Annotated in this window: 14 protein-coding genes; 3 read left to right on the top strand and 11 right to left on the bottom strand. The window is 68.2% G+C overall.

Annotated elements, in window-relative coordinates; translation table 11 throughout:
• Position 1 precedes the first annotated feature (1 nt).
• Complete coding sequence (locus tag R5W23_RS19045) at positions 2-1258, bottom strand: glycosyltransferase family 4 protein (RefSeq protein ID WP_320687652.1); 1257 nt, start codon at positions 1256-1258, stop codon at positions 2-4.
• Positions 1259-1400: 142 nt separating this feature from the next.
• Here R5W23_RS19045 and R5W23_RS19040 point away from each other — a divergent pair, with 142 nt between their 5' ends.
• A complete protein-coding gene (locus R5W23_RS19040) occupies positions 1401-1817 on the top strand; it encodes a putative quinol monooxygenase (protein WP_320687651.1) in 417 nt (138 codons plus the stop codon).
• Between the two features lie 285 nt (positions 1818-2102).
• Here R5W23_RS19040 and recN read toward each other — a convergent pair whose 3' ends face one another.
• Positions 2103-3812 (bottom strand): DNA repair protein RecN, encoded by a 1710-nt coding sequence (recN, locus tag R5W23_RS19035; protein WP_320687650.1) that lies wholly within the window; start codon positions 3810-3812, stop codon positions 2103-2105.
• 219 nt (positions 3813-4031) lie between these two features.
• Here recN and R5W23_RS19030 point away from each other — a divergent pair, with 219 nt between their 5' ends.
• Positions 4032-4610 carry a hypothetical protein gene (locus R5W23_RS19030; RefSeq protein WP_320687649.1) on the top strand — a complete coding sequence of 193 codons (579 nt, stop codon included), beginning with the start codon at positions 4032-4034 and terminating at the stop codon, positions 4608-4610.
• A 15-nt stretch (positions 4611-4625) separates the two neighbouring features.
• On the opposite strand, the gene R5W23_RS19025 is transcribed toward R5W23_RS19030, so the two are convergent.
• The 7 genes from R5W23_RS19025 to R5W23_RS18995 all read right to left on the bottom strand — a co-directional run bounded on the left by R5W23_RS19025 (position 4626) and on the right by R5W23_RS18995 (position 13725).
• The gene (locus R5W23_RS19025; RefSeq protein WP_261185818.1) at positions 4626-4883 is read right to left on the bottom strand and encodes a DUF4177 domain-containing protein; all 258 of its coding nucleotides are present in this window, start codon (positions 4881-4883) and stop codon (positions 4626-4628) included.
• A 30-nt stretch (positions 4884-4913) separates the two neighbouring features.
• Positions 4914-5615 carry a zinc ribbon domain-containing protein gene (locus R5W23_RS19020; protein ID WP_320687648.1) on the bottom strand — a complete coding sequence of 234 codons (702 nt, stop codon included), beginning with the start codon at positions 5613-5615 and terminating at the stop codon, positions 4914-4916.
• Positions 5616-5781: 166 nt separating this feature from the next.
• A complete protein-coding gene (gene rpoD, locus R5W23_RS19015) occupies positions 5782-7452 on the bottom strand; it encodes an RNA polymerase sigma factor RpoD (protein WP_261185816.1) in 1671 nt (556 codons plus the stop codon).
• Between the two features lie 102 nt (positions 7453-7554).
• Positions 7555-9465: a DNA primase gene (gene dnaG, locus R5W23_RS19010; protein ID WP_320687647.1), complete on the bottom strand. Its 1911-nt coding sequence runs from the start codon at positions 9463-9465 to the stop codon at positions 7555-7557.
• A gap of 713 nt (positions 9466-10178) precedes the next feature.
• Positions 10179-12251: a G8 domain-containing protein gene (locus R5W23_RS19005; RefSeq protein WP_320687646.1), complete on the bottom strand. Its 2073-nt coding sequence runs from the start codon at positions 12249-12251 to the stop codon at positions 10179-10181.
• A gap of 40 nt (positions 12252-12291) precedes the next feature.
• Positions 12292-12732, bottom strand: coding sequence for a peptidase associated/transthyretin-like domain-containing protein (locus tag R5W23_RS19000; RefSeq protein WP_320687645.1), 441 nt, complete (start codon positions 12730-12732; stop codon positions 12292-12294).
• A gap of 21 nt (positions 12733-12753) precedes the next feature.
• Positions 12754-13725 (bottom strand): DUF1559 domain-containing protein, encoded by a 972-nt coding sequence (locus tag R5W23_RS18995; RefSeq protein ID WP_320687644.1) that lies wholly within the window; start codon positions 13723-13725, stop codon positions 12754-12756.
• A 357-nt stretch (positions 13726-14082) separates the two neighbouring features.
• Between R5W23_RS18995 and R5W23_RS18990 the strand changes: the two genes are divergently transcribed.
• Entirely contained in the window at positions 14083-15483 is a 1401-nt protein-coding gene (locus R5W23_RS18990; RefSeq protein ID WP_320687643.1) for a Gfo/Idh/MocA family protein, read from the top strand.
• A gap of 179 nt (positions 15484-15662) precedes the next feature.
• Here the strand turns inward: R5W23_RS18990 and R5W23_RS18985 are convergent, their stop codons facing one another.
• Both R5W23_RS18985 and R5W23_RS18980 read right to left on the bottom strand, forming a co-directional pair.
• Positions 15663-16520 carry a hypothetical protein gene (locus R5W23_RS18985; protein ID WP_320687642.1) on the bottom strand — a complete coding sequence of 286 codons (858 nt, stop codon included), beginning with the start codon at positions 16518-16520 and terminating at the stop codon, positions 15663-15665.
• A gap of 115 nt (positions 16521-16635) precedes the next feature.
• Positions 16636-17793 (bottom strand): hypothetical protein, encoded by a 1158-nt coding sequence (locus R5W23_RS18980; protein WP_320687641.1) that lies wholly within the window; start codon positions 17791-17793, stop codon positions 16636-16638.
• Positions 17794-17901: the final 108 nt, after the last annotated feature.

Raw genomic sequence — 17901 nt, 5'->3', positions numbered from 1 at the left:
CTCAGGACCCAACATAGGCGGGCTGGCGGACGGCTGAAGTCCAGACGTCGTCGAGCCGCTCGGCGAGCAACTCCCACGAGTAACGCGCCAGCACCCGCTGCCGACCGCTCTCGGCGGTGTCCTGGAGTTGGTCGCCGGCGCGGATCGCGGCGAGCGTCGCGTTCACCATTCCTTCCGGCGTTTCCGCGACGAGCAGGTCGCGATTCGGTTCGAGTTCCAGCCCCTCCGCCCCGACGCGGGTGCTGACGACGGGCGTGCCCGTGGCCAACGCTTCGAGGATTTTGAGCCGCGAGCCACCGCCGATCCGCAGCGGGACGGTGAGGAACTCGCACCGGGCGAGGAAGGGTCGCACGTCGGGAACGTCCGCGTGCAGTTCCGCCCCGGGCGTGTCGGCCGCCAGCGCCCGGAGCCATTCGGGCGGGCGGCGGCCCACGAGAACGGCCGTCGCGTGCGGCACCTCTGCCCGGACCGCCGGCAGGATGTGTGTGAGCAACTGGGCCGCGGCGTCCTGGTTGGGGCGCCAGTCGAGGCTGCCCATGAAGAGCATCTGTGCCGGGGTGCGCTCGACGTCGCGCTGCGGCCGGAAGTACGCGACATCGACGCCGTTCTCCACCACCCGCACCCGCCTACCGCCGAACTCCGCGCGCATGAGCGCGGCGTCCTCGCGGCTGACCGCGACGGCGGTCGTGGCGGCGGCGTAGGCCCAGCGCTCGAACCGCTCGAACTTCCGCAACTGCCGGCGGATGTACCACCGCTTCATCGGGTTCTCGGCAGTTTCGGCGTACCGCCGCCAGATGAGCGATTCGACGTTGTGGGCCATCACGGTCCACCGGGCCGCTCCCAGCTTCGGGCCGAGGGCGGCGCGCAGCACCTGGGCGTACGGGGTCCACTCGCAGTGCCACACGTCAACGTCTCGCTCCGCGTCGAACGCGCGGGCCGCTTCCGCGAGCGCGGGCGAGGTGTGCGTGCTGACGGAGTAGGGCAGGGGGGAGAGCAAGTTGCCCGCGAGCCGCGCGTAGAACCCCGGGCCGGACTTCGACGGGACCGCTCGGTCCACGACGACCGTTTCGATGCCCGCGTCGCGGAACGCTTCTTCCGCGGCCAGCGCCTCGTCGCGGTCGGGGTTGCGGTGGCACAGCACCGTCACGTTGTGGCGCGGGGCGAGCCGCGCGAGCAGGTTGAAGGTTCGGATCCGTTTCCCGGACGTGAGTGGGAACGGTAGTTCTTCGTCGAGAACGGCGATGTTCAGGCGGCGCATCCGGAAATCCCTTCCCAGCTTGTGGGGAGGAATTGTCTCCGAACCGCCGGCCCCTCGCAACCGCAGTTTTTCGGCGTGCAATGCGCGCCGCAGTGTGGTTCGATAGCGGCGCCCGGTTCTCTGACACGGAGGATTTTTACCCATGCTGCGCGCCTTGATGTTTGCGGCCCCCCTTACGCTTCTTCTCACTGCCGGCACCCGCACGAACGCGGCCGACGAAGAGCTTCCCATCGTGAAGATGCTCAAGTCGAAGCTGAAAGACGAGAAGAAGACGTTTGCGATCCTGGTGACCTTCAAGGTCAAGGCCGGGAACGAGAAGAAGTTCGAAGAGGCGTTCGTTCCGTGCCTGGCCGCCACGCGCAAAGAGGCGGGGTGCGTGGCTTACGTTCTGAACCGCGATACGGAAGACCCGACCACGTACATCATGTACGAGAGCTTCAAGGGCATTCCCGGGATCGAAGCGCACATGAAGGAGAAGCACACGCAAACGCTTCTCGCGACGGTGGTGCCGATGTGCGACGGCGAACCGAAGATCAAAGTGCTGACCGTGCCGGAGTAAGGCCGAGTTTGGCCGCAAAGAAGCAGAAGAGTATTGGCCGCAAAGACAGAAGAGGGTTGGCCACAAAAAAGCACAAAGGGCACAAAAGGAAAGCAAAGACCAAAACTAGAGCAGTGTTTTAAACACACTCTGTTGTTTTCTTCTTCGGTTTTCTTTTGTGCCCTTTGTGCTTTTTTGTGGCCAAGCTGCCTTTCTTCTTCGGTTTTCTTTTGTGCCCTTTGTGCTTTTTTGCGGCCAATACTCTTCTGCTTCCTGTCTCCTTTGCGGCTAACCTCTTCCCTGTCTCTATCCAGCCCGCAAGAGCTTGGCCGCGTTGAGCATTTCCGCCGCCTCCTTGCGGGTCGTTTCGCTGCGCGACTCGCCCCGCAGCATGATCGCCAGCTCTTCCACCCGGGATTCGTCGGTCAGCAGGGGGGTGATCGTGGTGGCGGTGCGCTTCGTGGTGGACTCCTTCCGGATGGTCCACTGGTACCCGGCGTAGCTCGCCACTTGCGGCAAGTGTGTGACGCACAGCACCTGGTGCGACTGGCCCAGCGTCGAGAGCTTCTGGCCGAGCATGTCCCCGAGCCGGCCGCCGACGTTCGAGTCGATCTCGTCGAACACCACCAGCGTGCGCACCGGGTCGTGCGCCGCCAGCACCGTTTTGAGCGCCAGCATGGTGCGGGACAGCTCACCGCCGCTCGCCACCTTCCGGAGCGGCCGGGCCGGCTCCCCCGGGTTGGCCATCAGGATCAGTTCCAGCTGATCGATGCCGAACGCCGGGATGTCGCCCGCCATCGGGTCGTCCGGCAGGCTGATGAGTTCAATGACGGCGTCGAGCTTGGCCTTGGGCATGCCGAGGTCGGCGAGGTGCTTTTGTGCGTCCCCCGCGAGCTTCTTCGCCACCTTGGCCCGGCCCTTACTCAGGACGTTGGCGGCGTCGCGCATTTCGGCGTAGGCGGCGCGGAGGTGGCCGTCGATTCCGCTCAGGTTGTCTTCCTGCTCCTGAAGTTCCGCTTCCTTTTCGTCGAGGGTGTCGCGGTACGCGAGGAGCTCGTCGGGCGTCTTGCCGTAGCGGGTTTGGAGCTTCTTCAGCAGCCCGATGCGTTTTTCGACCTCGCCCAGCCGCTCGGGGTCGGCCTCGAAGCGCTCGGCGAGGTCGCGGCACGTGTCGGCGAGGTCGTCGATCTCCGGGCGCAGCGCGTTCAGCCGCTCGCTCACCTCCGCGAGCTTCGGGTCGAACGACGCCCACTTGTGCGCCTCTTTAATCAGGCGGCTCACCACTTCCGAAACGGCCCCGTCGTTGTCCACGAGGCGCGCCGCGACCCCGCTCGTGAACTGGGCGAGGCTCTGGGCGTGAACGAGCCGCTCGCGCTCTTTCACGAGGGCCGGCAGCTCGCCCGGCGTGAGCTTCGCGGCGTTGAGGTCTTCGCGCTCGAACCGGACCAGCGCCAGCTCGCGCTGGCGCGCCGCCCGCGCGTCGGCCAGGTTCTTGAACTGCGACCGCAGCTCGCGCACCTTCTCCGCTTTTTCGAGGTACTTCTTGCGCAGGTCGGTGAGGCGGCCGAACGCGTCGAGCAGTTCGAGCTGGTACGCGGGCTGGAGGAGCGAGTAGCTCTCGCGCTGGCCGTGAACGTCCACCAGCATTTCGCCGATCCGCCGGAGGGTCGAAACGGCGACGGGCACGTCGTTCACGAGGGCCGAGCTGCGGCCCGACCGGGAGAGCCGGCGGGTGAGGATGAGGTCGTCCTCTTCGACGGCCGTTTGGAGGGCCTGGGACGCGGCCTCGCGCTGCTCCGGTCGGGTCAACTCGAACCGCCCGGTGACGCGCAGCTCGTCCGCCCCGGTGCGGATCAGGTCGGCGCTGCCGCGCTCGCCGAGCAGCAGCCCGAGGGCGCCGAGGAGCAGCGACTTGCCGGCCCCGGTCTCGCCGGTCCACGCGCAGAACCCCGCGTGCAGTTCGACCCGCACGTCTTCAATCAGCGCCAGATTTTGGACGGATACTTCGCGGAGCATACCGGCATGGTACCCGACCGGCCAAATTTGCCTACCAAAGCCGGGTTTCCCCGGTCTTTTTGGCAGTATACGCCGGTACACAAATCCTTGCAAGCGGTATTAATCGACCAGGAAAATGGCGGGGTGACGCGCCGGCCCGTGTTCGCCCGCTCCCGGAGGTTGCGTCCGGTTTTGCTAGGATGGCGGCGTGCGGAACCCGAGACACCCAAGGGAACGTTCATGAGCGATCCGATCGACCAACCTCCCGAACCGGTCGATGGTACCGTGTTCGAGACGTCCACCGGGCTCGTTCTTGTTTGCCTGTTGTTCGGGCTGTTCCTCACGATCGCCGGGGCCGTGCTCCTTGTGTGGCTTCTCCGCGCGGCCGCGCGGAATGATCCGCCGTCGTTCACACTGATTTTCGGGACGGCGATCGGCCCGTTGGGCGCGTTTTTCCTCTTCCTCGGCATCCGGTTGCTTGTGCGCCGGAAGCGGTTCGTGGTCGGCGAAGACCGGTTCCAGTTCGTCGAGCGGGTCGGCGGCGAGGATGTGGTGATCGCGCAGGTGATGTACGCCAACGTGACCGGACTGGCGCTGAACCGGGTCGGGGATGTGAAGGTGCTGAGCGTGCGGCTGGCCCGCTCGAACGCTGCGGGCACCCACGACACGGGCCGCTACTTCCGCGTGGTACGCCCGCTCGCCGACGGGCGCGGGTACGAGGCGCGTATCCCGGACGACTTCCGCGGCGGGCTGAGTGCGATCCACGAAGCGCTCGACGACGCGGTGGTGGCTTGGCGCGCGGAGCAGTCCGACGATTGATGCCGGCCGGCGCGGCTACGCGGCGGGGCGCTTGAACACGAGCAGAACCACGTCCTGTTGCGCCTCGAGGTTGTGGTACAGGGTGGTCGAGACCAGTTCCCACCCGTCGGCGCCGAGCTGGTTGAGGGCGGTTTCGAGGTCGCCCGCGCCGGACTCGTCGCCCAACCCGCTGGTGATGAACTGAGCGGTCGTGTACTGCCACTTCATAAAGCTGACGTTCGGTGTGCGGTACTGGACGTTTGAAGCCGCCCGCGCCCCGGGCGAGCGAAACACGACGCAAGCGGCACCAAACGCCGACTACGGTTACTCCACCGGGTACAGCATCTTACCGCAGCTCCCGCAGGTGCGAAACGTGCCCTGGGTGAGTTCCAGGAACTGCCCCTCGGTGATGCTGAGCCGGCACCCCTGGCACACGCGGGCCTTGGCCGCGGCGAAGGCGTCCGCCCCCTTCACCTTGACGATCGAGTCGTAGGTCTTTTTGACGTTCGGTGGCAGGGTCGCTTCGATCTTTGCCAGTTCCGCGGTACACGCCACCTGGTCCGCCTTCATCCCCGCGACCCGCTCCGCGGCCTCGATCTGGAGCTGCTTGAAGTCGGCCTGCGCCTGTGCCCAGGCTTGCTCGACGGCGGGGACCGCGGCGGTCTTCTCTTCGAGTTCGGTGATGGTCGCAAGGATCGCGTCTTCGAGTTCGCCCTTCTTGGTGCGGGCCATCTCGATCTCGTGCTGCTTCGCGGTGTACTCCTTCTGGACCGTCAGCCCGGGCAGTTGCTCCTCGATTTTGGCGAGGCGAGCCTCGGTCTGCTTGAGCGCCCCCTCGTCCTCGCGCTGTTTCAGCTTCAGCTTGGTGATGCCGTCGTGGTGCTCCTTGTGGGCCTGGCGCGCGGCGTCGAGGTCGTCCTGGTAGCCCTTGAGGACGCGCGGCCCGCGGTCGATCTCGGCCTGGAGGTTGCGGAGGTGGACGCGGAGCCGGTGACACTCGCGGAGCGCGGAAGTAACGGACGACATGCGAATCCCCTTTAGGGGCATTGTAGAGCGGCAGAGGCCGAAGAGTATTCACCGCAGAGGGCGCGAGAGGGCGCAGAGAAAGATCAAAAGAGCAGAGACGCCCTCACGCTCTTTGGTCATTCTCTGCGCCCTCTCGCGCCCTCTGCGGTGAATACTCCTAATTTCCTCACGTCTTGACGTTCTTCAGCCCGTCGAGGAAGCCTTCGAGCTGGCGGCTCCGCACCGGGTGCTGGAGCTTGCGGACGGCCTTCGCCTCGATCTGCCGCACCCGCTCGCGGGTCACCTTGAAGATGCGGCCCACCTCTTCGAGCGTGTAGGTGTAGCCGTCGCCGAGCCCGTAGCGCAGCTTGATGATCTCGCGCTCGCGGTACGTGAGCGTCTTCAGCACGCCCTCGATCTTGTCCTTGAGCATCTCGTTGGTCGCGGCGTTCACCGGGCTCTCGACCGAGTTGTCCTCGATGAAGTCGCCGAAGTACGAGTCCTCGCTCTCGCCCACCGGCCGGTCCAGGGAGATCGGCTGGCGGCTGATCTTCAGGACCCGCTTGCACTCCTCGTAGGAGATCTTGGCGGCGTCCGCCGTCTCCTGCACCGTCGGCTCGCGCCCCAGCTCTTGAAGCAACTGCTTCGAGACGTTGCGGAGCTTCGACATCGTCTCGATCATGTGGACGGGGATGCGGATCGTCCGCGCCTGGTCCGCGATGGCCCGGGTGATGGCCTGCCGGATCCACCACGTCGCGTAGGTGCTGAACTTGAACCCGCGGCGGTGCTCGTACTTGTCCACCGCCCGCATCAGGCCGGTGTTCCCCTCCTGGATCAGGTCGAGGAAGGAGAGCCCGCGGTTGCGGTACTTCTTGGCGATCGACACCACCAGCCGCAGGTTGCCGCCGGAGAGGTCGCGCTTGGCCTGCTCGTACTCGGCGAACCGCTGCTTCATGATGCCGACCCGGCGGCGCAGGCTGGCGGGCTCTTCGAGCGTGATGAGCATCAGGTCCTGGAGCTCTTTCTCCAGGTTGGCCCGCTCCTCCTTCGCGGTGCGGTTGCCGCTCAGGGTTTCGATCTCGGCCTCCAGCTCGTCCATGCGCTGGGAGATCTGCTCCAGCTTCTTCATGAGCGGCTGGACCTTCTGGGTCCGGATCGACAGCTCTTCGACCAGCGTGACGGTCTTGCGGCGGCGCAGGCGCAGGCGCTCGCGGATCGTCTCCCGCTCGTCGCCCGGGGTGCGCTCGTCGCTGAGCCGCTGGAAGTCCTCGACGTTGCCCTCCATCAGCGGCTCGAGGGTCCGCAGGTTGTGCGGCATCCGCTGGAGGATCTTGTCCTTTTCGAGGTTCTCGGTCTGGGACACCTTGATGGTGCGGTCGAACGGGAGGTCGCCGGAGTGGACCCGCTTGAGGGTCTCGACCACCTGCCGCATGGCGTAGTCGCACTCCAGCACCTTGCGGCGGAACCGGCGGCGGGTCAGCTCGATCTTCATCGCGAGCGACACCTCCTGCTTCCGGTTCAGGAGCTCGATCTGCCCCATCTGCGTGAGGTACATGCGGACCGGGTCGTCGATGTGCCGGCCGTCGCCGTCGGAGTCCTCGTAGCTCGGGGCCTCGGGGTCCGCGATGGCGGCGTCGGCCGCCACCGGCGCGTCGGCCACGGCCTCGCCGTCGTCCTCGTCGATGACGCTGATGCCGTTGGCGTCGAGGATCTCGAGCACGTGCTCGAGCCGGTCGGACTCGGGGACGCCGTCGCGGCCCTCGGGCAGGGCGGTGTTCACCTCGTCGTAGGTGAGCGACCCGACCTGCTTGCCACGCTCGACCAGCGCCTTGAGAACCTCGTCGTTCTTCCAGTCCATCCGAACCCCTCCCACTGGTCGTCCGCGCGGGGCCGTCTTGGCCGTTGCGGCGGGTGGTTCTCAACTCGTGTGCGAAACCCGGTGTCTCGTGCCGCCGGGCGGTCAGGCCGCCGGCGCGTCCGGCTGCGGGCCACCCGCCGCGTCGCCCCGCTTGGGGGGCCGCTGCTGCGTCTGCTGGATGCGCCGCAGCAGTTCGATCGCCTCGTCGTCGCTCGCGCCCGCGAGCTGCTCCTTGGCCCGGCGGGCCTCGGCCTCGGCCTTCATCTCCGCGAACCGCTTGAGCAGCCGGGCCAGCCACTGCTCGCGGTCCTGCATCTGCTGGCCGACGAACTGGAGCTTCTGGGACACCTCGAACAGGTCCTCGCGGTCGGCGAGCCGCTCGCGGAGGCTCTCGAGGTCGGGCACGCCGCCCGCCGCCTGCACCCCGTACAGCTCGGCGAGGATGCGCCGCAGGCCCGTGTGCGTGATCTCGTCGGGGGCCAGCCGCGCCGCCGCGACCGACACCAGCAGCGGGTCGCTGAGCAGCAGCTCGACCAGCTGGCGCTCGGCCGCGACCGCCGGGCCGGCCTTCGACGCGCCGCGGGGCCGCTCGGTCGTCGGCAGGACGGCGTCGGGCCGAACCGTGACGGTCGGCCGGCCGCCGTCGCGGTGCCCGTCCTGTTCCTTCTGCTGCGCCTCGCGCTGCTTCTGCTCGTGGTCCTTGCGGAGCTCGCCGAACCGCACCCACATCGTTTCCTGCTTGAAGCCGAGCCGGTGGGCGATCCGGGTGACGATCAGCTCCCGCTTCATCTGGGCCGCGGCCCCGGGCATCGGGGGCGCGGACGCCATGACGCCTAGAATGTCGTCGGCGATCCGCCGCTTGGTTTCGACCGACGGGTTCGGGTCCCGCTCGAGCAGCTTGTTCAATTTAAAATCTAACGCGTCCGCGGCGGATGTCAGTACCTCTTTAAATGTTTCGGTCCCGCCGGGCTTCACCAGCAGGTCGCAGGGGTCCAGCCCGTCGGGCAGGGTGGCGACCGCGAGTTCGACGTCCTGCGAGACGAACATCTCGAGCGCGCGGTCCACGCCCGCGAACCCGCCGGCGTCGGCGTCGTACAGCAGCACCACCTTCGGCGCGTAGCGGCTGAGCTGTGCGACGTGCTGGGGGTTGAGCGCTGTGCCCATCGTGGCGACCACCTGCGGCACCCCGCACTGGTGCGCCATCATCACGTCGGTGTAGCCCTCCACGACCGCGAGGTAGCCCGCGTTGGCGTGGCGGGCGAGGTCCAGCCCGTAGAGCAGATCCTTCTTGTGGAACAGCGGCGTTTCCGCCGAGTTGTAGTACTTCGGTCCGCGGGCGGCCAACGGGTTGTTCGGCATGATCCGGCCGCCGAACCCCACCACCTGCCCGCGCACGTCCTTGATCGGGAACATGACCCGGTCGCGGAACCGGTCGTAGTAGCCGCGCTGGCCGTCGCGGGCCGCGAGCAGCCCGACCTCGACGAGCGTGTCGGTCGGGACCCCTTCGGCGAGGGCCAGCTTCACGAGCCAGTCGCCGTTGATGGGCGCGAAGCCGATGCCGAAGTCGCGGGTGGTCTTGCCCGAGAGCTTCCGCGCCCCCATGTACTTGCGGGCCTCTTCGCCCAGGTCGCCTTCGAGGTACTGGTAGGCGTACTTGGCTTGCGCCCAGCGCATCACCTCCAGCAGCCGGGTGCGGTGGTGGTCCTGCGGGGACTGTTGCTCGTCGAGCTTGATTCCGGCTTTCGCCGCGAGTATGGCCCGGGCCTCGCGGAACCCGACCTTCTCGTGGTTCTGGACGAACGCGAACACGTCGCCTTGGGCGCCGCACGACCAGCACTTGTACCGCTGGCGGTGCGGGTCCACGTCGAGGGACGGGCGGGTGTCGTTGTGGAACGGGCAGACGGCTTTGAAGATCTTGCCGGCCGGAACGATGTTGATGTACGAGCCGACGACAGCGACAATGTCGCTGGCGGCCTTGATCTGTTTGGTTAGCTCCACCGGGTCGGACGGCACGTTACACCTGCGGATAACCGGCCTGTCGTTCGCTCGGTCCCGACACCGCTGTGCTGCCCAGGGCGGCCGCAGCGACGCGCATGAACCCCGGCGGAAGGTCGCCGGGGAGCCGCGATATCGGGGGAGAAACGGGATTCCGGAGTCGTTACTGGGTCCGCGGTCGGTCGGCCTTGGCGATCGTCGAGTCTACCCTTCGACCCCTCTGGTGGAGCGTGGCGAACCGGCGTCAGGGGGCTAACTCGCGTAGGGAGTTAAACGCTTGCCGGATGAATCGCCGTGGGTGGGGTGGGGACGCTCGATTGGTGCCGTGGCTCTTTACTCCTCTGAGCCTTAAAGGTCGGTGCATCAATCCGTTGATGCTTTGCGAATTATACCCGCTTGGGGGGGGGCGTCAAGGCGACCTCCGCTCCGACCGCCGCACACCGCAAACTTACCCCATAACCCGGCCGCCGGCCGCCCCGCGAACACGGAATCTCGTCCCAAGTTGCCTGCACCGCCGGCGCCCGATGCGCCCGCGCCGCCGCCCGCACGACCGGCCCCACGGGAGCGCCGCCGCGGCTCAGGCCACTAAGCAGGCGGCCCGTCGGAACCCTCCTTCTCATGTCCGGCACCTGCCGCCCGGCACGCCGCCCGCTCAGGACTTCTGACCGGAAGTCTTTAACAGCCTGGGTGGGCGGTTCCGTCGGGCAGTAAACAGGTGCACCAAGTGGCCGTCAGTCCACTCGGACGACGTGCGGCGTTTTTTCGACGTTCCCGGCGCGATCGACGGCCCCGGCCGTTACGACCAGCCGGCCCGGCGGCGCGTCCAGTTCGACCTCCCACTCGGCGAAGTTGTCCCGTGTCGCGCGGGCGTCCCGGCCGTTCACGGTCACCTTTTTGACCGCCGTGCTGTCCGCCGTCGTGCCGCGGACGAGCGCCCGCCCGCCCGTGCGAGCGACGGACGTGATCACCGTGCTCGGCGGGCTGTCGTCCACGAACCCCGGGATGCCCCGGAAGTACTCCTTGCCCGTCTCGTCGTCCTCGGCCGGCGGGCCGATGCTGAACGGCATGTGCAGGTCCTTGTTCCGGATCTCCTTGAACGAGAGGTTCTTGTACGTGTGGCGGTCCATGACCGAGCGCCACAGGCCGTACTCGGCCCGGTACACGTCCAACCCGTCCAGAAACACCCCGCTCGTGCCCGCGTGGAACGACCAGTTGCTCTCCCAGACGCGGAAGTTCCGGACCCAGAACGGCCGCCGCGGGTCCGGGTGGGCGCCGGCGGCCTCGGCCCGGAGCGCGTCGTTCAGGGCGTAGAACGTTTTCTGCGTGCCGAACCCGTCCGGGCGGGTGATGCCGCGGAGGTTCAGCCCGAAGAACCGCATGGCGTGGGCCTCGTTGTTCTCGAACCGCACGAAGGGGAGGGTGCGGACATCCTGCGGTTTGCGCGTGCCGTCGGGCTGCCGGACCGGCAGGACCGGGTCGAAGTCGGGGCCCTTGCGGCACTCGAACTTGTACCCGTACTCGGCGCAGTCGGCGGCGACGTTGCCGGTGAACGTGTTGAGGCAGTTCGCCCACCAGAACCCGGCCCCCTTGTTGGCGTCGAACGGGAGCAGTTGCTTCGGCAGCGGCCGGCCCGGCAGCACGAGGGCCGCGAGGTTCCGGTCGAACACGTTGTTCACCTCGGTGCCGTCTTCGAGGAAGAAGCCGTGGCCCACGCTCTTGTAGCCCACCACGTCCCGGACCACGAGGTACTCGGTGCCGTGGACGGTGAGCCAGCGGTTGTGGCTGTCCCAGACCGACGCCCCGACCACGGCGCTGCCCCGCATGGTGTCGCCGCACAGGTGGAAGTGCAGCGCGTAGCGGCCGAGCACGCCCCGCTTCCCGAGGTGCCGGAACTCCGCGTACGAGATGCCGCCGGCGCTGTGCCGGTGGTACATCGTGTGCCCGCGCACCCCGGCCGGGTCCGCCGACTCGACCACCACGTTCCGCGACAGGTTGGCCACCTCGCCGCAGTAGTTCCCGTCCGCGTGGTGCTCGAACGTCACGGGCGCGTCCAGGCGCACCTCGCCCCCGGCGCCCACGCCGGTCAGCGTGCGCACCTCCGTCTGGGACGCCTCCTCGAACGACCCTCGCGCGGCCCCCTCGGCCGGCCGGCGGGTGCTCGTGAGGACCACGCGGTCGCCGGCCGCCCACCCGGTCGGCCGCTCGGCGAGGGCGGCCGCGGACGCGCCGGCCGGGACCGCCCGCGCCAGCTTGACCCACGTGCGGGACAGCGGCGCGCCGTGGAACTCCATGCGGCCCCCGCAGCAGACGACGGCCGGGCACGAGTCCTTGTCCATGCCCGCGAGGTGGTGCAGCCGGATGAGCGCGGACGCCCCGGCCGGGACCGGCCGCTCGGGCGTGCCGACCAGCAGGGCAGGGCGCGGGCGGTCCGGCGCCGGGGCCGCCGGCGCGGCGTGGCAATCGAACCCTTCCTCCGACGGCTCCTCGCGGGCGCTGACGGTGATCAGGCCCACCTCCAGCCGGGTGCGGCGGTCGCGGGCGAACTCCAGCGTCCCGGCGACCTGCACCAGCCGGATCACGTCCTTGGAGTCGGCGTCGTACACGACGTGGTGCCCGGACCGGACGACCACCCGGTCGCCCGCGGCCGGCACGCGGCCGGCGTCCCAGGTCTCTTTCGCGGACCAGGCGCCGGACTGCTTCGACCGGACCGGGGCCGGGTCGCCGGCGGCGACGGGCGACAGCATCGCGGCCAGTGCGACCAGCGCGGTCGCGGCGCGGGACCAGGGCGTGCGGGCGGTCCGCATGGGACGTTCCTCGGCGCGGTGGAATGGGGACGAGTCGGGATCAGGGCAGCCGCAGGTCGAGCGGCGGCAGTTCGCGGGTCGCTTCGGTCACCGCGACCGTGGCCGCCGGGCTCCGGACGCTGTTGTAGCGCCCCTTCAGCCGGTCCGGCCCCTCGACTTCCTCGCTCCCGCTCATGGCGTAGGTCGGCCAGAGGACCGTGACCGCGTACTCGCCGGGCGGCGCGCCGTCGTCGGGGAGGAACGTGGACACCCGGAACGTCCCGTCCGCCCCGGTCTCGGCCGAGGGCAGCACCGGACGCCCGTCGGAGGGCGCGAGGGGCGTGAGAAACACCTTGGCCCGCGCCGCCGGCTTCCCGTTCACGCGGACCACGCCGGAGAGCGGCACGGTCTTGGGCGCGGCCGGGGCGCAGCCCCCGGCGAGGGCGAGGGCACACGCCCAGAGGGTGAGGGCGGCCGGGCCGCTTCGGTTACGACGAGTCATCGCGTTTCGTCCCCGGGCGGCTCAGTACGTGTCCGCGACGACCTCGCCGCCATCGCGGCTGAACAGTTGCGCCAGGGTGAGCACGGGGACGCCGGTGCTGATGAACCGGACGCTCCCGTCGCACAGGGCGAACATCGCCCCGTTCGTGTGGAAGCTGTACACGCCCTGGGAGTTGTTGCAGTTGATCGCGCAGGCCGTGCCCGACCCGGACCCGGCCGCGTTGTACCCCTGGTACTTGAACGCGTTGTACGAGGCCCACGGCCCCCACCAGATCGGCGTCTGCATGCCGGTGGTCGCCGCCTGCTTGGCACCCAAAATGTAGTAGTCCGGCCGCCCCGCCTGCTCGGTGAACATGATCGTGTTGGACAGGCCGTCCGTGATCCGGCCCAGGTCGGAGGGGAGCCCGAACGGGTCGAGGGCGGCGTTCGTGCTGCCCAGGCCCGTGACGCTGGCCACCTGCCACGCCGTGAAGTAGTCGCCGAACGCCGCCGTCCCGGGCGCGTCGGCCGAGGTCGCGCTGAACCCGGCGGTGGCCGCCGTGAACGACGCCGTCCGGTTGGGCGGCGCGGACGGGCACTGGTACACGGCCAGGGGCGTGTTGGCGACCCCCTGGTTCGCCGCCAGCGACCAGCTCCCGTACAGCGCGTCCGGGTCGAACTTGTACTGGTTGTACAGCGCGCTCTGCTCGAGGTACGGGAGCAGGTTGACGCCCCACCCGTGCCCGTTGGTCGCTGCGGTCACGCCGACGCCGAGCTGGTGGGTGGTGGGGTTGTAGATGCTCCGGGCCGGCGGGAACGCCCCGCGGGCGTTGCTGTAGGAGTGGCTGGCCAGGCCGATCTGCTTGAGGTTGTTGGCGCACTTCATGCGCGCGGCCGCCGCCCGGACCTTCTGGACGGCCGGGAGCAGCAGCCCGATTAGAATCGCAATAATCGCGATCACCACCAGCAGCTCGATCAGCGTGAACCCGCGGCGGGCGCGCCCGTTCGGCGTCATGGTCATCCTCCGGTTCCGACCGCGGCCCCACGCGGCCCGGCCCCGTCCGGAAGGGCGCCCGCGGGCCGGAACGGGGCGGGATCGGACGGCTCGCTGTGCGTGAATTAATTAGAGTAATACCGGCTGGTGACGCGGTGTCTGAACTGCTCAAAAAATGTTCACCGGCGGCTGCCGGGTGGCCACCATAACGGCGCGTGGTCGTGCCCTGGCGGCGCGGCGGGGGGACGAGAGCGGGGGCGGACCGTCGTTGCCTTTCTCGTTGCCTCCGCGCCGCGCGCGGCTTACACTCAGCCTCACTACACCCCCGCGCACGGGGCACCGCCCCGATTCCCCCGCCTCTCCGGAGAACTCTGAGCTATGGCCCGCAACATGAACCGTCGTCAGGTGCTCGGCGCCGGCGCCGCCGCTCTCGGCTACCTGTACCTCGCGCCGGCCGTTTCGGCCGCCCGCGTCTACCGCGCCAACGAGAAGCTCCGCGTCGCGGGCATCGGCGTCGGCGGGAAGGGCTCCAGCGACATCGATCAGGCCGGCAACCTGATGGACGTCATCGCGCTCTGCGACATCAACGACGGCAACCTGGCCGCGAAGGCCAAGAAGTGGCCGGAGGCCAAGACGTTCGCCGACTACCGCAAGCTGTACGACGACGCGGCGCTGCTGAAGAGCATCGACGCGGTCGTGGTCAGCACCGCGGACCACTCCCACGCCCAGGCCAGCATCCTGGCCATGCGGGCCGGCAAGCACGTCTACTGTCAGAAGCCGCTGACGCACGACGTGTACGAGGCGCACCTGATGCGGACCGAGGCCGCCAAGGCCAAGGTCTGCACCCAGATGGGGAACCAGGGCACCGCGGCCAACGGGCTCCGCCGCGCCGCCGAACTGCTCCGCGCCGGCGAACTCGGCGACGTGACCGCGGTCCACGTGTGGACCAACCGCCCGGCGGGCTACTGGAAGCAGGCGCCGGACGTGAGCGACGCCAAGCCGCCCGCCAAGGGGAGCGTGCCCAAGGGGATCCACTGGGACGAGTTCCTCGGCGTGGCCCCGGACCGCGAGTTCGCCAACGGCATCCACGGGTTCGCGTGGCGCGGGTTCTGGGACTACGGCACCGGGGCCATCGGCGACATGGCCTGCCACACCGCCAACATGGCGTTCATGGGGCTGCGGCTCGCGCACCCGACGAAGGTGTCGGCCGTGGCCGGCGACGTGAACCCGCTCACCTGCCCGAGTTGGGCCAACGTGGTCATCGAGTTCCCGAAGCGCGGGGACCTGGCGCCGGTCACGCTGAACTGGTACGAGGGCAAGAAGGACGGGAAGAAGGTCCTGCCGCCCGACGAACTGGTCGCGAAGGCGCTGGAGATCTCGGGCGCCAAGAAGCTCGTGGACAGCGGCTCCATCATCGTCGGCACGAAGGGCTTCGCGTACTCGCCCGACGACTACGGCGCGAACGTGTTCTTCAGCACCGGTAAGAAGACCGGCAACGACACCAAGCCGGAAACGCTGCCGGTGAACAACAAGGGCGACCAGGGGCAGAAGGACGAGTGGGTCGCGGCGATTAAGGCCGGTAAGCCGGAGCTGGCGCTGGCCAACTTCGACTACGGCGGGCTGCTGACCGCCGCGTTCCTGCTCGGGAACGTCGCCATCCGCACCGGCAAGTCGTTCAACTTCGACGGCGAGAAGTGCGCGGCCGACATCAAGGAAGCCGCCCCGCTGATCCGCCGCACCTACCGCAAGGGCTGGGACCTCATCGGCTACAACGCGTAAGCTGAGAAAGAGCGTTCACCGCAGAAACTGAGAAAAGAGTGTTCACCGCAGAGGGCACGAGAGGGCGCAGAGAGAAGACACCAGAGAGTCAGAGTCAATCCGCTCTCTGGTTTTCTCTCTGCGCCCTCTCGTGCCCTCTGCGGTGAACACTCTTTTCTCTGCTGCGTGTCGAGTGGGTATTACGGCTTCTCGGGCTTGGCCGGGGCGGTGGCTGCTTCTGGTGGCTTAACCACCTCGACCGCCGGTACGGGGCCGCCGATGGCCTGTCCCGCGGGGCCGATCACACCGGGCAGCGGGACCGCGCGGTCGGGGCCGCCGTTGGGGAACGGGAACACCGGGTTGCCCGGGGCCGGCTGGGTCGGGCCGTCCGCGTTCGGGCGGAGCTTTTCGGCCCGGTCCGCGGTCGTCACGAACAGCACGTTGCTCATGCGCACCGTGCCCAGGTCCGCGACCTCGGCCAGCAGCCGCACGGCGGTTTCCAGCGGCACGTCGTCGAGTTTCAGCGTGACCGATGCGGTCGCCTTCTCCTTGAGCCGCGGGTCGATCACCACGTTGGCCCCGCAGTCGGCGGCGAGCTGCTTCACCGCGGTCGCGAACGGGGTGCCGTCGCAGTCCACGCTCACCCGCTGGCGGAGCTGCTTGGTGATCAGCCCCTCCTCGGTCGAGATGAACAGCCCGTCGCGGGTCAGGCCGCACTTCAGGTTGAACGGCGCCAGCGCCTGTTGCAGCCCGTCTTTCAGCTTCACGTTCTTGGCGGTGACGCTCACGGTCGGCTGGCTCGGGTCCAACCCGAACTGGTACACCAGCGGGTCGATGGTGACCGGCACCCGCGTCTTCTCCTTGAGATCACCGACCAACTCGCTGAGCGACTTGTTCTGGTAGTGCATGTCGCCGACCTCGTCGAGCGCTTTGCGGGCGGCGTCCAGCGGGCTGGCGCTCTTGTTCGCGGCGGCCGGGGTCGGCGCCGCCGCGAACGAGACCACGGGGGCCGCGGCGAACACGGCGGCGGCGAACAGGCGACGGAGGGTCGAGCGCATAGGCGCGGCTCCAGAGGGTGCGTGCCGGACGGCAGAGAGCATCCTACCAGACGGCACCGCGCGTCAGAAAGATTGTTCGCGCTCCGGGGCGGGCTCAGGCCCCAGAAGGGGCCGATCACATCTTGGGGGCGGGTGGCTGCGGGGCCGCGGGCGCCTCGCGGAGCCTTTCCAGTTCGATCTTCTGGCGCTCGCGCTCCAGCTTCTCGTTGAACAACTCGCTGGCCTGCTCCTTGCTCGTGATCAGATACACGCCACCTTTGCGCACGACGCGCAGGTCGCACTGCACCGCGAGCAACTCGATGGCCCGGTCCGCGGGCGTGTTCAGCATGCGTGCGGAGACGAGGCCGAGTTTCGCGTCGCCCGCCTGGGGCGACACGATCACGGTCAGGTCGTACGTTTCGGCGAGCCGCGCGACCGTGTCGTTCAGCGTTTTCTCTTTGACGACCATCGACACCAGTGGCTCTTTGAGCCGCGGGCGCCCGCCGGTGTCGGAAATCGCTGACGTATCGAGGGGCGCTTTCGCCACGACCGCCGCGTGCCGCACGGGCACGATCTCGATGACGCCGTTCTTCACGAGGTACGTCGCCCCGAAGCTCTCGAGGACCATGCTCAGGTGCTGGTGGAGGGACTGCCCCCGTAGCGCGGTGGTTGTGACCGTCGGCCTTTCCTCTCGGACGTTCGGGAAACCCTCGGCCTTAAACGCGCTCTCGTTAACGGCGAACACCAACGAATACTTCTTTGACAGGAACCCGAGTAGCTCGAACAACGGGGTCTCGTTCAGGTTCTTGTTTTCGAGGTCAACCTCCGTGTTCGCGAGCGTTGCCAGCAGTTGCTCGACCGGATCACCTTTCTTTGCGGGGGCTACGTCCGCTCGGGCCGTGCGGAGTGGGATCACCTCGACGTAATCGGGCCGCAGTTGGTACGTCGCGCCCAGACCCGGCAGCCAGGCGCCGAGGAACTCCGCGACGGTGAGCCCGTCCGTGTCCAACTGCTTGACCGCCGACACCTTGTCTTTGATGTTGACCACCTGCTGCGATTTGAACTCGTTTTCCAGGAGTACGAAGCTGATGTCGTGGCTCTTGCCGATCTCGCCGAGCACCTCGGTGAGCGTTTTGGCGCCGATCTTGGAGCCGTCGATCTTGACCTTCTGCTTGAGGCGCGCGGCGAGCAAGTCGGCCGCCCGGTTCTGTTTGGGTAGGGTCTTGGTGTCGTTGGCGAATCCGGGCGCGAGCACGAGCCCGCACGCGATCACGAGCCACACGAGCCGGGACATGAAGACCCCCAGGTTTTAGTTCGGGACGTGGCGCGCCGGCGCTCGGTTGTGCCGACCGAGGCGTAACGAGGTGGGGCGCTCGGCGTTGGCGGTCGGGGTGTGGAATTC

Origin of the sequence: Gemmata algarum (assembly GCF_034097035.1) — a bacterium.
GTDB lineage: Bacteria > Planctomycetota > Planctomycetia > Gemmatales > Gemmataceae > Gemmata > Gemmata algarum.
The sequence above is the reverse complement of the archived record's forward strand: the minus strand, read 5'-3'. Positions and strand labels throughout refer to the sequence as shown.